We start from the raw sequence: 15,151 nt of genomic DNA, 5'->3' as shown, positions 1-15,151 counted from the left end.
CCGTTTTATGATACCTTAATTTACGTGTATTTGGGGTGGTTTATACTGGCTCCATTAAGCGATGATCGGTGGCTCCATTAGGGTGATGATTGACACCCTATATTGGCCTCTGGTTCTGAACGATTTGTGGTAAGCCAGTTAAGATATGCGCCCCGGCACTGTTCTGGTATTCGAGAATAACGCGGCCAATACCCTAATAATTCTCCATGCTCCCAGGATTTTGCAGGCAAAATGCCCAGTTTCGGATTTATCAGGCAGGCATCATTATCGTACTCATCTAAATCGAGAAGCACCTCTCCAACATAAATTAGACCATCTTTGATGGTTATGTTGTTAACAGTTATATCTTCTTTAAAACCATACCACTTAGCTGGTTTTCCTGACGGACGAGTTTGTATTATTTCGAATTGAAATTCCGTTAAATTCTCTTGTGAATATGTTTTTTTATCTGTGGAAATGTGTTTTTTATACACAATATAGATAACATAACATATCAATATACCAACTAAGAATTCCATAAGTTATCTCATATGACAGTCCATTAGTCTTATTTTAGTTTATCGATTACTTTATCGACCAAAAATTTAAAAACTTAACCGAAATTTATACTATTTTGGAATATTCAACAAAACGAAAAGGTTTTTTCTCTGGCCTACAGAGAAATTGTAAAGAATGATTATGAAACCAAAAGGAAAAACCACCCTCCCATTCTCCATTGCGTTGTTTATCACAACACCATAGGCAATCAGAGGTCTCTAAAACTTTTAATTCTTTTTCCGTTAGTACTTTGCCGCTATTTTGAATATTCTTAAGTTGCTCTTTGAGTTTATTACGCCATACGGTAAAGCAATTATCTGCTAAATCACTTATAGCTCCAGTCCCCTTATTATCAAGTTTTCCGGGGGGCTGTGATTCATCTGCACCTTTACGGGGGTGCGCAATAAGATGAATATGGCAATTGTGCTGATTTTTAAAGTCGCATAATTGCTCCATAAAAGCCTTCTGTGCTTTGAAATCATCTTCAGCAATATCAAGCTTCATAAATGAATCAATAACAAATATATCAACCCCATAGCGCTGACGGGCGTAAAGAAAAACGTCCAGCAATCTTTTGGATTTTGCAGTACCTACAAGATCGAATAACCAAAGCTTATCCTCATACCATTTATGGATTGCTCGAATATATTCAACAGATGGCTCTTTGAGCGCTCCAGCTTGCCTTGTTAGTCGCATTAATAGGCGTTTAGGACTTAGTTCAAGGCTAGCAATACAAACACGAGCACCCTGTAGCATTGAGTGAAGAAGAACTTGTCCAATAAATTGGCTTTTTCCATGCCCATTAATCCCTGTCCATAATGAAAGTTCAGCAGGACGGAAAATGATCTTCCCTTGGGTTTTCTCCCAAGGGGCATAATAACCAAGATGCTTACCCATAGGAGGATAAAATTCCTCAATGACATGGTCACTGAATTGAGAAGCTGATTTTAATTCCTCAGGATCTAGGGAACATGAAGCCTTGAAACATTGATCTATAATCCCCTTTGAAACATTAGCCTTTAAGCATTCATTAGCATCTTTGTAGGGCAGGTTAACTATACGGCATCGGTGCCTTCCTAATCGTTCAATCAAATCATATGAGGCTATTTGACCTTCTGTATCATTGTCTAAACACAGGTATATTTCATCAAATATAGCTAATCGTTCAAATTCATATTCTAGCCATTTTTGTTTATTTCCTCCCCCTCCACCAAATGGTACAGACATGGCTGGAAAGCCGTATTGATAGAGAGACATTGCGTCTATTTCGCCTTCACATAAGGTGATAGATCGGGCATTAGGTGGAACCAGATGCCACCCAAATAAACAAGGCTCACAGTTTGGTTCAACAGTTATTTTCTTTTTGTCATCAACTCGTACAATGCTTAGGTATTTTAGGAAAATAAGCTCTTCATTACGCCAATACGGAAAAATAATTTGTTGTCCTTTTTCACTAATTTTATAGGCTCTAATCGTTTCAACACTCAATCTTCTTTCACCAGTTAAATAACGCATCACTGGTGATGAGTTTTGCAGTGATGAGATATTAATTTGTTTTGGTTTGGCAAAGATAGGAGGCTTGTAAGCTTGAAAATGAGGTATTGATATACCTAAATAATGGATAGCATCTTTAATCGCTTTAGACAGCGTTAAATTTTGTGTTTTAACCCATAGATCCAGTAAGTCTCCACCATCACCATTAGCAAAATCACACCATATGCCTGATTTTTCACCTGTAAGATGTACGCCAAGAGATTGTCCTGCTTCACCACTGATGTTGCCAGCGCGCCATTCATTACCTATTCTTTTACCATTGGGTAATAGATATCGAGCAATATCCTCGGTACGTTGTGATAGGAGTCGAGAAACTTCTTTCGCCATCATGATTAAATTACCCCTGCCATAAAGTCATTACTAACCCTGTTATTATTAATGCCATTTTTGATGCGAGAGTTATTTATAAATCGTTCAATGTGGGCTGAGTCACGTAATATTAAGCTAATTTCATCAAATATTTGATTGTTGTTATTTATACCCATGTTGTAGGGCGTATTGGCACAGCCGTCTATTGCTTGTTTAAGCTCATTTGTACTATAGCCTAGGTTCAAAGCCTGCTTGATTATATTTTGCCGTTTCTTATCTAGTTTTGCTCGAGGGTGTTTCATTTTTTCTTGCCAATATTGGAAGATTTCTTTTGTGATGTTGGCGGTATTTTTTTCAGAAGTAGCAACAGGTGAAGTTTCAACTTCACATATATTTGTTTTCTTTATTTTCTTTTCTCTTTCTTTTTCTTTCGTCGCTACTACTCGGGTATTGGTAGTCGATTCCTCGTCTATTATTCGTCGAGTTATCTTCTAAAGGTAGTCGATTAAAATCATTAGTAACCGTTATAAGTTGAGAAAGTGGCAGGGGGTGGCGGTTAGTAGGTTTGTCAATTTTTTGATGCTCTTTCCAACCTGTAACAATCCAATATGATTTTTCTTGTACAATATATTCACGTAGTAGACCATTGTATATCAGTTCACCTATCCATTGCTTAATTTCTTCTATTGTAAAATTATCTGCAGGAAACACTTCAGCTTTAAGTCTTAAATATGAAGCTTGATGTACGCCATTGTCATCAGAAAAATTCCATAGGCCAATGAAAAGTAGTCGTGCATGTATTGAGCAGGATAAAACCTGCTCGCTAGTCCAATATTCACTTTTTATCATGCGGTTTCGAGGCATTTTACTCTCCCTCAAAAATTAATTTTTCTAATTCATAAAGTTTTTTCGAGCAGCCATTTAAGCAATTTTTACCTAAGGCACTTGATAAATTGAATTCATTAAAAGTAGCAGGATTTGTTAAATTAATAGCTTCTAAAGCACCTATAATCGATGAAAACAATTCAGTTATTATGGTTAATTTCTTTGCTGAATTATCACACATAGTTACCTCCATTTTTTCCTTTATAAACATGTAAACCTATGCGGTGGTTGATGCCATTAGAATTAGGCTCATATATCCAATGGGTTTGAATGTCACATCCCTTTTTTCGTAGTTCTATGTTCCGACCACCGGGGTGAAGAACGTCATACTCATTACGAGCTTGTAAGGTGGATAATTTTGGACATTTTTCGAAATGCTCCAAAATTCTTTTACGTTGTGATTGATGTGAATTATTATAGGGTCGCGAATTTTTTGAATTGCCTAGCTTTGCTAGGCGGTTCTTTTGTTTCATATTTATGCCCCTTTTCCTTGATTAGCCACCCATTCAAAAAAAGCAGCTTCGTCAATAAGGACACGTTTACCGACTTTCTTTACAACTTTATGAAAGCCATTTTTGTTTTTATTGAAAATGAGATATCTGATACCTCCTTTGGGGGGCCAAATATGGTAATCATTCCAGTGCGTGACAGGAATGTAACGATTATGGTTCACATTGATATCATTTTCTATTTTCATACTTCCTCCTATTTTTTCGTTATTTGAGTTTTTTACTGCAAGGGATCTTTATTGCTAGGGATCAGTATGATTAGACTCTATTTATTGATTGTAAAAAATTGGAGTAATTGGGGTAAAAAACGAAATATTTTATTGAAATTTCATGGAAGTAAATTAGGGTAAATACCCTAATTTAACTTAATTCACTATGACTTTTAAGTTTCTCATAACAGTGCAATACCCAGATTTGACGCCTGGTTTAAATTTAATTTTCATCCTTTTAAAATAATCATTTGTAGTGGATTTTGCTATATAGAGAATCCGTGGTTCTATAGTAACCATGAGGTCTATGAACTCAGATTTTGTTCCTGGCATTCTATCTCGATGGATTATGATTCCTTGTTTTCTAGCGATGTCTGTAATTTTTTGGAATGCTCCTTCAATAATTTCAGTCCTCAATTCTTGCTGTCCTTTTTTAGGTTCTGGCGTGTCATCAATATGATCACCAATGGATGGAATTAAATTTGAATTTAAAACAAATTTTCGTATTTTTTTGTGTGATTCAACAAATTGGCTAATAGATATATAATTTTTATGCACTGAATTTTTTAATTCTAGCACTCTTTTATAAGAATTAAATAGGTGTTGATCTTTCATTGTCTGTCCTTGATTTGTTAATTAAAAATTTTCTCATTCATCCTGTCCACTACTTTACTGGTATGAGCATCTGATAAATGTGCATATCGTTTGACCATTTGAAGGGTTTTATGTCCTAGAATCTCAGCAATTTCAGCTAAACTTGCATTGTTCATTGCAAGATAAGAAGCACAGCTATGGCGTAGGTCGTGCCAACGGAAATCTGTGATGCCAGCTCGTTTTACTGCATTTTCAAAAGGGGTACGGAGGTCAATTGGCTTGGTGAATTGATGATTAGGGAATACAAAATCACAATTTAGATGTCTGACCTTAGCTAGCTCGGTCATCAATTCTAAAGCGTGTCTTCTTAGTGGTAGTAAACGTCTTTCCCCATTTTTAGTTTCGTGTAAGGTGATAGCTTGTCGGTTAAAATCAATATTCGTCCAACGCAATCCCATAAGCTCCATTTTTCTAGCACCAGTTGAAAGGGCAAGAACGACAGCAATATAAAGATATTGGCTTTCACTTTTTTTACATTCATCTAATAAACGATTGCGTTCATCATCAGATAGAAAACGAACTCGGCCCCGAGGTTCTTTGGGCTTTGTAACCCTGCGCATAGGGGAGTCATCAACCCATCCCCATTCTTTCACCGCCATGGTAAATGCATGAGATAGTGCAGCCATGTAACGAACTACGGTAGAAGGCGATCGTAATTTATTACGTGAAGTTATTCCGGATGATAGTTTGTCTCTTTTCTCAGCAATGAGTGCAGGAGAAATGTCCGCCAAACTATATGCTCCTAATTCTTCTTGCCACCATCTAAGATGGAGGACTGTATTTTTGCTATTTTTCGGTTTAAGTGGAATAACATCTTTAATATACCGTTCTATCACTTCACCAAGAGTTCTGCGCTTTGCTTCAGTCGTTTTGAAATGCCGGCCCTCACGGATAGCTGATTCGGTTTGTTGAGCCCATCGTCGTGCATCAGTTTTTCTATCAAAGGTCGCTTGTTGGGTGGGAAAGCCTTTAAGTCTAACTTTGACTCTATACGTGTATTTGCCTTCCTTGGTAATTCTTTGTTCTATATTAGCCATAATTCATACCTACAAATTAATACCAACACACCATAGCTTAAGTTCAAGACAAGATCAATATGGGTTTGTTGTCATCTAATTGTGTATTTTTATGGAATATTTGGACTCAAGGTAGGGCAAGGAAACTCAGTCGCTTCTAGGGCTGCATAGGTAAAATTTTTTCAAAAGTTTTTATCAATATCCAGCTTAAAAATATTAAATAAATTTACATTATTCATAAGTAATAAATGACAGCATCGGATATATAATCCGTTGAAAATATATATCAACCAATTGAAATATATAGATATAATAATTTAACTTTAGGAATATGGGGCATTTTAGGGGCACTAAAATAAAAAATTGGCAGAAAAATGCATTTTTAGATGGAATGTGGTGCAATTGTCTTTAGCAAGTGTTACATTCTATCAGAATTACGTCCAAGCTGGTTGCTACAGTATAAGGAGTATGAAAAAGGAATGTTTCTATACAATATCAAATGCTATTGAAAGGATCTCTGTGAGTCACACAGATAAAAGAAGCAATTGCAAATAATGACATAACACAGTTGAGGGATTTGTCCTCTAAAGATCGGGTATGATTTATCTATCTGTCTGAGAAAATGACTCTGGCATACTAGAGTCTCTATTCTTTGAAAAAAACTTGTATATTAAAAGCATAAAAATACCTGTTAAGGCACAAAATATACTTGCTAACATTATTCCCAATCTTGCGGAATTAATAAGGTTTTCATTGAATGCTAAATTAGCTATAAAAATAGCCATTGTAAATCCGATACCAGTCAATATACTGCCACATGCTAATAATATCCAGTTAAGATCACTTGGTCTTTTCGCTAGCCCAAGAAAATCAGCGATAAAACTAAAAATAAAAACCCCTATAGGTTTTCCTAGAATAAAACCTAAAATTACTGCTATGGTAACTTCATTAGTAAAATCTGAGAAATTTATTGGCACTCCCGCATTCGCTAGCGCAAATAGTGGCATAATCAGATAGCCAATCCATGGGTGCAAGAGAAATTCCAGTCGTTCAACTGGGGAAATGGTTTCGCGAACTGCCACTTCAGCTATTTGTAGTGCCTTGCGATCCTCTTTATCACCACTCCAATGCTCTCCTGGATCAAATGAAACGATATGATGTAATATTTCATTCAATCGCTTGTCATTTACCCAAGCTCCCGTAGGGGTCATTAATCCAAGAATAACGCCAGTAATGGTGGGATGAATACCTGATGCATCTACAGAAACCCATATGAGGGATCCAATAAAGAAAAATATAGTGATACTACGAATCCCTGATTTTCTCATTAAGTACACGAGAATAAGACCTATTGCTGAGATAATAAGAGCTGTCCAAGAAATCCCATCACTATAACCAATAGCTACCACCAATATTGCTCCAATGTCATCTATAATAGCCAGGGACAACATGAATATACGAAGACTTTGAGGAATAAGTTTACCAAATAAGGCCAAGCATCCAATTACAAAGGCGGTATCTGTCGCCATAACAGTACCCCACCCATTCTGTCCGGCTTCATTATATTGGAGCAAGAGATAAAATAAGGCAGGTACAAGCATTCCACCAATGGCTGCAATAATAGGGAGGGCAGCCATTTTGGGCTTTCGTAACTCACCAAAAATGAATTCTCTCTTTAGTTCTAAAGAGACAAAAAAGAAAAACAATGTCATTAATCCATCGTTTATCCAGCCATGGATTGAGCGAGAAAATTCAAAACTTCCCAAATGAATGCCTAGGGTGATATCCCAAATGGATAAAAAAGATTTTGACCATGGAGAATTTGCCATAATTAGAGCGACAAAAGTAGACAATAGTAGTAAAATCGCAGTACTTGTCTCAATACGAATAAATCGATCTAATGGTTTAGAGATCCAATGTATAAGTTCTTTAGGCAATTGTGGATTTAATGGCACTTAACTTTCCCTTTAATTAATATTAGTTTGATTGCCCCCTTCATTATCCATGGCTTCTTTTGCCTCACGATCTTCTTTTGCTTGTATTGAGGAGGAGTTTTCGGAGTGATAAGAATGATGTGCATTACAAATAGGACAGGATGGTTGTTTTGATGAGAAAATATAGCAGAGCAATTTGTTAAACAAGCATAAAATAACGCCTGCTGTAAATAAAGCAATTATTCCTAGTCCATTGCTTGTAGAGATAGTTAAGCATGTTCCAACAACTAATAAAAGTACGCCTAATATTTCAAAGCGCAGAGTCCATAGACACATGCCAATTTTAGAGCACTCTTTTTTCTTCACGGTATTTCTCCCATATTTTTTATTGATGTTTGTGAACAAACATCTTTATATTAATTCTAGACTACCATTTCATTCTTCATTAACTTGTGCTTATTTATCGAAAATTAATTTTGAAAAGGAAATTTTGAAATTATAGATTAAGAGTGTTTTATGGGTGGGTGAAGTACCCATTTATTGCTGTTTGTTATTACTGAGTGCCCCATCAGTGCCCCTCAGAGGTCTTTGATTTTTTCGAAATACTCGTAACTTCTTGATTTTATTGGTGGGCCCACTAGGACTTGAACCTAGGACCAACGGATTATGAGTCCGCTGCTCTAACCAACTGAGCTATGGGCCCGGAGGAGGATATTTTAATCTGATCTGGTGGATATGGCCAGAATTTTTATATAAATTTTCTTGGTAAATGGTTATTTATTAGGGTATTCCTCTTTCCCCACAGGAGAAAGAGGAAATATTTATTTATGATTCGTCACCCTCTAAGAAGCTTCGTAGCTTTTCTGAGCGTGAGGGGTGTCGAAGTTTTCTTAGGGCTTTGGCTTCAATTTGTCGAATTCGCTCACGGGTGACGTCAAATTGCTTGCCTACTTCCTCTAACGTGTGGTCCGTGTTCATTTCGATTCCGAAACGCATGCGCAGCACTTTGGCTTCTCTTGGTGTTAATGTTTCGAGAATTTCAAGCGTGGCTTCGCGTAAGCCTTCTGACTCTGCTGAATCAATAGGTGAATCCATGTTGCTGTCTTCAATGAAATCACCAAGGTGAGAGTCTTCATCGTCTCCCACTGGGGTTTCCATTGAAATGGGCTCTTTGGCAATTTTTAGGACTTTGCGAATTTTGTCTTCGCTTAAATCCATTTTTTCTGCTAATTCTTCAGGCGTAGCTTCACGACCGGTTTCCTGTAAAATTTGTCTTGAGATACGATTTAATTTATTAATGGTCTCAATCATATGCACAGGAATACGAATGGTTCGGGCTTGGTCGGCAATAGAGCGTGTAATGGCTTGTCGAATCCACCAAGTGGCGTAAGTTGAAAACTTATAACCGCGGCGATATTCAAATTTATCAACAGCCTTCATAAGACCAATGTTGCCTTCTTGAATTAAGTCCAGGAATTGCAAGCCTCGGTTGGTGTATTTTTTAGCAATAGAAATCACCAAACGAAGATTTGCTTCAACCATTTCTTTTTTAGCACGGCGTGCTTTGGCTTCACCAATCGACATTTTACGGTTAATGTCTTTAATCTCGCTGATGGTTAAACCGTATTCTTTTTCAAAATCAGCCAATTTAGATTGAATTTGTTTAATCTCATCTGTATGGCTAGCAATTTTATCCAGATCAAGTTTTTTACTGTGTTTGCTCACTAAGGTTTCAACCCAGGTAAGATCGGTTTCTTGCCCTGGAAAGGTATCGATAAAGAGCTTACGAGGTATTCTTGCACGCTCAATACATAGCTTCATAATAGAGCGCTCAAACTCACGAATGTGATTCCGAAGATTACGGAAATGTCGGGTTAACTTGTCAACCTGACGTGAAGTCAATTTCAATTTCAAAAAGGAATCTGACATCACTTCAAGAAGCTCGATCGTTTTCTTAGAGGTTCGACCATGCTCTTTTAAAGCGCCCATCGCTGCTTTGAAGTTTGTTTCTAATTCGTCAAAATACCCTTGGGCAATTTCAAGGCTTGGGCCATCATCATCGTCGCTGATGCTGCCATCACCATCATCATCGTCGCTCTCATCGTCAAGATCACTAGCAGCAGAGCTTTCCTCTGATTGCTCGGTTTCATCAAGCATGGAGCCGATATTAGAAGGTGGTGCTATCTCTTCGGAATCCGAAAATCCACTGATGATTTCACTTAAGCGCATTTCTTCAGCAAGGACTCGCTTATAATCTTCAAGCACCAATTCAACCGTTTCAGGATAATGGGCAAGCGATTTTAAGACTTGATAAATGCCTTCTTCAATACGTTTGGCGATGCGAATTTCACCTTCACGAGTCAAAAGCTCTACGGTACCCATTTCGCGCATATACATGCGAACCGGGTCGGTAGTACGCCCTGTTTCTTTATCAACAGATGCTAAAACCGCAGCAGCTTCTTCCACATCTTCCGGCGCTTCTTCGGTATTACCGAGTAAGGCAAGCTCGTCTTCGCTGGGAGGTTGTTCAAAGACTTTGATGTTCATGCCTTCGAGCATGCTAATAATGACATCAAAATGCTCTGTATCCACTATATTGGGTAACAGGTCATTAATCTGAGAGTAAGTCAGGTAGTTTTGTTCTTTCCCGAGGCTGATTACTTTTGTAATTTGCGAGCGTTGCTGTTCTTGATCATTCATGTTTATGGACATTCTAAAAACTTAAAAATTGATTAGTGTAATTATAAACCGGCTTGCCTTAACATACCAGCTATTCCAAATTCGCATTTTCGTCGTGAGTGTTCTGGTGCTTTTGTTTTAATAAGTCCTGAAGCTCTAGACGATCTCTATCAGTTAAGCCACCATTTCGAGATTTTTCAAGTAAAATAGCAATTTTTTTTTCACGTGATTGTTTCGCAAGAAACATCATGTTGTCAACCAACTCCTTTTCTAATGCTTGTTCTGATACTTGATGCTCCCATGCGGCTAGTTTGTTTAAAGGCTCAAAAAGAGGGGTCCCACGCCAATGTTCGATTAATGAGGCAGTTTGAACATGAGGGTTTTGAGCAATAAATTGCAATAAACGGACTAAGATTGCCTGCTTTGGATCATCGAGCACAATCCCATTTAATTTATCCTTACAAAGATTATATAACTCGGGATTTTGCACCAATAACGCAATGGCGATGCGTAAAGGGGAGCGTGTAATATTGACCACAGTTTCTGGTATTTTTTCTTCTATATTCTCAGCTACCAATTGATGGATTCGATGGGCATCAATTCGAGTTAACTGTGCGAGCTCATCAATGATTAATTGACGATATGGGCCTTCATTCATTTTTTGTAAATAAGGTTTAGCAGCATTTACGAGCTGGCTTTTCCCAGCTAATGTAGTGCTATCGATTTCTTTCATTAAGCTAGCAAAGAAAAACTGATTTAATGGCGTTGCATTCTTAAGATGATTAAGAAATCCCTCTTGTCCCTCGGCTCGGATTAAACTGTCTGGATCTTGGCCTTCAGGTAAAAAGCTAAAATGGGCCTCAAGTCCTGCATTTAGGTGGGGCAAGGCGCTTTCTAACGCTCGCCATGCAGCTTGGCGCCCGGCTTTATCGCCATCGAAACAAAAAATAATCTTTTTCGTGTGTTTACTCAATAACTGAATGTGATAAGAACTGGTTGCAGTGCCTAATGTGGCCACCACTTGATGAATGCCATATTGCGCCAAGGCAATCACATCAATATACCCTTCAACGACAATGATAAAAGGTAAAGTAGTATGGTGTTGTAATGCTTGGTGCAACCCATAAAGTTCACGATTTTTCTGAAACAAAATGGTTTCAGGGGAATTTAAATACTTTGGCTTTTGGTCTTTATCAATGGCTCTTCCCCCAAAACCAATCATCTTTCCATGACGGTCATGAATGGGGAACATAATACGATGACGATAACGGTCATAGGTGTTGCCATCCTCTTTTTGGATCAACATGCCTGTAGCAATCAATTCCTTGCGGTTTTGTTTGAATATGGTTTCAAGTGTGTGCCATCCTGAAGGGGCATAGCCTAATTGATATTCACGAGCAATGTGGCCACTTAATCCGCGATGTTTTAAATAGTCAACGGCTTCTTGGCCGGAGTGTTTCAATGATTGCTGATAGAAGCTGGATACTTGCTTGAGCAATTCATACAGGTTACTGGATGCTTTAGGAGCATCGCTAGCTCCTTTTTCTCGAGGCACTTCAAGTCCGAGTCGGGTTGCTAACGTTTCAACCGCGTCTACAAACTCTAAGTTTAAATAATTCATGGCAAAGCTAATGGCATTGCCACTCGCACCGCAACCAAAGCAATGGTAAAACTGTTTTTTAGGGACAACGTTGAACGAAGGGGTTTTTTCGTTATGAAATGGACAACAGGCCAGATAACTTTGGCCTCTTTTTTTCAAGGAGACGTAGCTGTCAATGAATTCAACAAGATCTGTGCGAGTCAGTAAATCATCGATGAAAGGGCGGGGGATCAGGCCGGTCATGGTTTACCTTCTCCGTTAAGACAAAGCAAAAGGGCTTAGTTAAGTAAGCCCTACCTGGTTTTGATGGCAAAAATCAGCTTAAGCAGCGCTTAATCGGGCTTTTATGATGCCACTAACTTGGCTCATATCGGCTCGACCTTGAAGCTTTGGTTTAAGTCGAGCCATGACTTTCCCCATATCGCTCATTTTTTCAGCATTCGTTTCTTTAATTGCTTCCTCAATGAGTTGACTGATGGCTTCGTCAGAAAGAGGTTCGGGCAAGTATCGGGAGATAATGTCCAGCTCATACTGCTCTGTTTTAACTAGGTCTTCACGTCCGGCTGCTTCAAATTGACTGATGGATTCTTTACGTTGCTTGGCTAATTTATCTAAAATAACCAGCATTCTTTCATCATCGACTTCAATTCGCTCATCCACTTCAACCTGTTTAATGGCCGCAGTGACTAGGCGCAACGCATCAAGCGTTGGCTTATCCTTAGCACGCATTGCGTCTTTAAGATCGCTTGTGATTTGATCTTTTATACTCATTATTTTTTACGTTTACGTTTGCCAGCAGGATTCGTGGAAACTTCGCGAGATATTTTTTTAAGGTGACGCTTAACAGCAGCAGCTTGTTTACGCTTACGCTCAGCAGTTGGCTTTTCGTAGAATTCACGACGACGTAATTCAGTTAATATTCCAGCTTTTTCACAAGCACGCTTAAAACGACGTAAAGCGTATTCAGGGTTTTCGCCTTCTTTTACGCGAACGGTAGGCATTCAATATTCCTCATTTAATTGATTACAAATCAGGTTGGCAATTTTAGTCGCACTGGGCTCTGTCGTCAAGTTTATTTAAAGAAGCGCAGAAGAAAATAGTCATGTCTCAAAGCGCTATACGGTGAGGAAGCTGAAAATATGAAAAGAGCGAGGAAGCGTTCTTATCGATAGGATGAATGATGTCATCTTTGTGCAGGAGATCCATACTGAGTATAGACTAGGTCTAAACCTAACTTGGACCACTCCTGCTAGCAGATGACAATACCTGCTAAGCATGAAACGTTGCCTTTTGACCGGATTGTCCTGTCTAATGTACCCTTAAATAAGTATAATATAAATTTTAAATGGTTGTGTAGTTCCATGCGTGTATTAGGTATTGAAACGTCTTGTGATGAAACTGGGGTGGCTATTTATGATGCGCAACGTGGTTTAATAGCGAATGCGCTTTATTCACAAATTGCGCTTCATAAGCAATTTGGCGGCGTTGTTCCTGAATTGGCATCTAGAGATCATGTGAAACATTTGATTCCCCTAGTTGAGCAAGCCTTACAGGAAGCAGGTATTGAACGTTCTGAGCTCGATGCAATTGCCTATACAGCAGGCCCAGGGTTAATTGGCGCCTTATTAACGGGAGCTTGTTTTGCCAAAAGTTTGGCTTATGGGTTACACATTCCTGCTTTAGCCGTTCACCATCTTGAAGCGCATCTATTGGCGGCTAAGATGGAAAACGAAGCGATTGAGTTTCCCTTTTTAGTACTCCTGGTCTCTGGGGGGCATACGCAGCTGATTTTAGCAAACGAATTGGGTAAGTATCAGCTTCTAGGTGATACCTTAGATGATGCCGTTGGCGAGGCATTTGATAAAACAGCAAAACTCATGGGTATTCCTTACCCGGGTGGTGCGAAATTGGCCGCTTTAGCGGATCAATGCACCCATGAATCGAATCTCGAGCGTTTTCCAAGACCTATGACCGATAGACCAGGGTTAGATTTTAGCTTTAGCGGATTGAAAACGCATGCACTTACCGCTTGGAATAACAGTCAACAAGATGATGCAGCGCGTATCGAAATTGCGGCGGCGTTTCAAGAAGCGGTGGTGGATACCTTACTGATTAAATGCAAACGAGCAGTCTTACACACGCAATGTAAGCGACTGGTGGTTGCAGGGGGGGTTGGGGCCAATCGTAAACTTCGCGCATCATTAGAAACGTTAATGATGGAGCTCAACGGGGTAGTGTATTATCCCTCCATTCAATATTGCACTGATAATGGAGCGATGGTGGCTTATGCAGGCTGTTTGCATTTACTGGAAGGCCAGCGTGATTCAACTCAAGAAATTCAAGTTAAAGCACGCTGGCCTTTAGCGAGCGCTTTTTAAGGCTTTTCTTCTGCTGAGGAAGTATCTTCGGTTGCTATATCGGCTATTGTTTCAACGGGCTCGGGATCTACCAGATCAATGTCTTCGTTATTAGCCGTCACGATACGCCGTCTTAATACAATTCTAGGCTCTGTACCATCCATTAAACGGTTTATATTTTTTCGGTGTTTATAAAGAATAATAAAGGTAATCACAATTAAGGGAATAAACGCTTCAACGCTTTGTAAAGCAAAAATGGAGAAAAAAGGAGCCAGAGACATTGAAATGATCGAGGCAAGGGAAGAATAACGAGTAAAATTAGCAACAAGAAGCCAAGTTGCTGCAACCATAGTTCCAAGAATTAGATTGAGTGCTAAAAGTGCTCCTAAAGCCGTGGCAACACCTTTGCCGCCTTTAAATTTAAAAAATACCGGGTAAATATGACCTAACACGGCAGCAAGAGCAGTAAAACTTGCGGTTATTGCTCCACCCCCTAGTGCAATACACAACATAACTGGAATAAACCCCTTCAGTAAATCAGCAAGTAAAACAATGGCTGCGTATTTTTTACCAGCGAGTCGAAGCACATTCGTTGCACCTGGATTTTCAGAACCATTGATTCTTGGATCAGGTAAACTGAATACCTGTGCTACGATGACAGCAGAACAAACCGAGCCAATGCAATAAGCTGCGATCACACAGATAAGAAAAAACAATGTGGTAAGCATATCCTCTCCAAGTTGAAGGTGTTTAGGCCTGAAAACGTTCTGAGTTATTATCCTTGAAAATAAATATTTGTGAAGCTTATCGTTAAGTATAACATTCATACGAAAAATCACTGAAGTGCCAGGGCAAGATCATGAGTGAGTACAAATTCCTCTTAATACGGTCGCACGGTACTTCATATG

17 protein-coding genes and 1 tRNA gene are annotated in these 15,151 nt (G+C 38.8%); 1 reads left to right on the top strand and 17 read right to left on the bottom strand.

Annotation, left to right across the window (positions count from 1 at the left end; genetic code table 11):
- Window positions 1-77: 77 nt before the first annotated feature.
- From E1O41_RS08145 to rpsU, 16 genes are all read right to left on the bottom strand, one after another.
- Window positions 78-518 carry a TerB N-terminal domain-containing protein gene (locus tag E1O41_RS08145; RefSeq protein WP_131776818.1) on the bottom strand — a complete coding sequence of 147 codons (441 nt, stop codon included), beginning with the start codon at window positions 516-518 and terminating at the stop codon, window positions 78-80.
- Window positions 519-603: 85 nt separating this feature from the next.
- Window positions 604-2,421, bottom strand: a complete 1,818-nt coding sequence (locus E1O41_RS08140) for a toprim domain-containing protein (protein WP_229669350.1) — start codon at window positions 2,419-2,421, stop codon at window positions 604-606.
- Between the two features lie 2 nt (window positions 2,422-2,423).
- Window positions 2,424-2,702, bottom strand: coding sequence for a hypothetical protein (locus tag E1O41_RS08135; RefSeq protein ID WP_131776816.1), 279 nt, complete (start codon window positions 2,700-2,702; stop codon window positions 2,424-2,426).
- A gap of 82 nt (window positions 2,703-2,784) precedes the next feature.
- Complete coding sequence (locus E1O41_RS08130) at window positions 2,785-3,264, bottom strand: hypothetical protein (RefSeq protein ID WP_131776815.1); 480 nt, start codon at window positions 3,262-3,264, stop codon at window positions 2,785-2,787.
- Window position 3,265: 1 nt separating this feature from the next.
- A complete protein-coding gene (locus E1O41_RS08125; protein ID WP_131776814.1) occupies window positions 3,266-3,466 on the bottom strand; it encodes a hypothetical protein in 201 nt (66 codons plus the stop codon).
- Entirely contained in the window at window positions 3,459-3,758 is a 300-nt protein-coding gene (locus tag E1O41_RS08120; RefSeq protein WP_131776813.1) for a helix-turn-helix domain-containing protein, read from the bottom strand. Before E1O41_RS08120 ends, E1O41_RS08125 begins: the two co-directional genes overlap by 8 nt.
- Before the next feature lie 2 nt (window positions 3,759-3,760).
- Window positions 3,761-3,982 carry a hypothetical protein gene (locus E1O41_RS08115; protein WP_131776812.1) on the bottom strand — a complete coding sequence of 74 codons (222 nt, stop codon included), beginning with the start codon at window positions 3,980-3,982 and terminating at the stop codon, window positions 3,761-3,763.
- 177 nt (window positions 3,983-4,159) lie between these two features.
- Window positions 4,160-4,618: a hypothetical protein gene (locus E1O41_RS08110; RefSeq protein ID WP_131776811.1), complete on the bottom strand. Its 459-nt coding sequence runs from the start codon at window positions 4,616-4,618 to the stop codon at window positions 4,160-4,162.
- Between the two features lie 17 nt (window positions 4,619-4,635).
- Window positions 4,636-5,694, bottom strand: a complete 1,059-nt coding sequence (locus tag E1O41_RS08105) for a tyrosine-type recombinase/integrase (protein ID WP_131776810.1) — start codon at window positions 5,692-5,694, stop codon at window positions 4,636-4,638.
- 581 nt (window positions 5,695-6,275) lie between these two features.
- Window positions 6,276-7,628: a Na+/H+ antiporter NhaA gene (nhaA, locus tag E1O41_RS08100; protein WP_131776809.1), complete on the bottom strand. Its 1,353-nt coding sequence runs from the start codon at window positions 7,626-7,628 to the stop codon at window positions 6,276-6,278.
- Between the two features lie 12 nt (window positions 7,629-7,640).
- Window positions 7,641-7,973, bottom strand: coding sequence for a hypothetical protein (locus E1O41_RS08095; protein ID WP_131776808.1), 333 nt, complete (start codon window positions 7,971-7,973; stop codon window positions 7,641-7,643).
- 260 nt (window positions 7,974-8,233) lie between these two features.
- A tRNA-Ile gene (locus tag E1O41_RS08090) sits at window positions 8,234-8,310 on the bottom strand.
- A gap of 122 nt (window positions 8,311-8,432) precedes the next feature.
- Window positions 8,433-10,313 carry an RNA polymerase sigma factor RpoD gene (gene rpoD / locus E1O41_RS08085; protein WP_165481150.1) on the bottom strand — a complete coding sequence of 627 codons (1,881 nt, stop codon included), beginning with the start codon at window positions 10,311-10,313 and terminating at the stop codon, window positions 8,433-8,435.
- Between the two features lie 64 nt (window positions 10,314-10,377).
- Window positions 10,378-12,129, bottom strand: a complete 1,752-nt coding sequence (gene dnaG, locus E1O41_RS08080) for a DNA primase (protein WP_131776806.1) — start codon at window positions 12,127-12,129, stop codon at window positions 10,378-10,380.
- A 78-nt stretch (window positions 12,130-12,207) separates the two neighbouring features.
- Window positions 12,208-12,657 carry a GatB/YqeY domain-containing protein gene (locus E1O41_RS08075; RefSeq protein ID WP_131776805.1) on the bottom strand — a complete coding sequence of 150 codons (450 nt, stop codon included), beginning with the start codon at window positions 12,655-12,657 and terminating at the stop codon, window positions 12,208-12,210.
- The gene (rpsU, locus tag E1O41_RS08070; RefSeq protein WP_131776804.1) at window positions 12,657-12,887 is read right to left on the bottom strand and encodes a 30S ribosomal protein S21; all 231 of its coding nucleotides are present in this window, start codon (window positions 12,885-12,887) and stop codon (window positions 12,657-12,659) included. Before rpsU ends, E1O41_RS08075 begins: the two co-directional genes overlap by 1 nt.
- A 360-nt stretch (window positions 12,888-13,247) precedes the next feature.
- On the opposite strand from rpsU, the gene tsaD reads away from it, so the two are divergent.
- Complete coding sequence (tsaD, locus tag E1O41_RS08065; protein WP_131776803.1) at window positions 13,248-14,264, top strand: tRNA (adenosine(37)-N6)-threonylcarbamoyltransferase complex transferase subunit TsaD; 1,017 nt, start codon at window positions 13,248-13,250, stop codon at window positions 14,262-14,264.
- Here tsaD and plsY read toward each other — a convergent pair.
- Window positions 14,261-14,971, bottom strand: a complete 711-nt coding sequence (plsY, locus tag E1O41_RS08060) for a glycerol-3-phosphate 1-O-acyltransferase PlsY (protein ID WP_131776802.1) — start codon at window positions 14,969-14,971, stop codon at window positions 14,261-14,263. The two genes, tsaD and plsY, sit on opposite strands and share 4 nt — an antisense overlap.
- Window positions 14,972-15,151: the final 180 nt, after the last annotated feature.

Origin of the sequence: Legionella impletisoli (genome assembly GCF_900639875.1) — a bacterium.
Classification (GTDB): domain Bacteria; phylum Pseudomonadota; class Gammaproteobacteria; order Legionellales; family Legionellaceae; genus Legionella_A; species Legionella_A impletisoli.
This window is presented reverse-complemented; position numbering and strand designations above follow the sequence as displayed.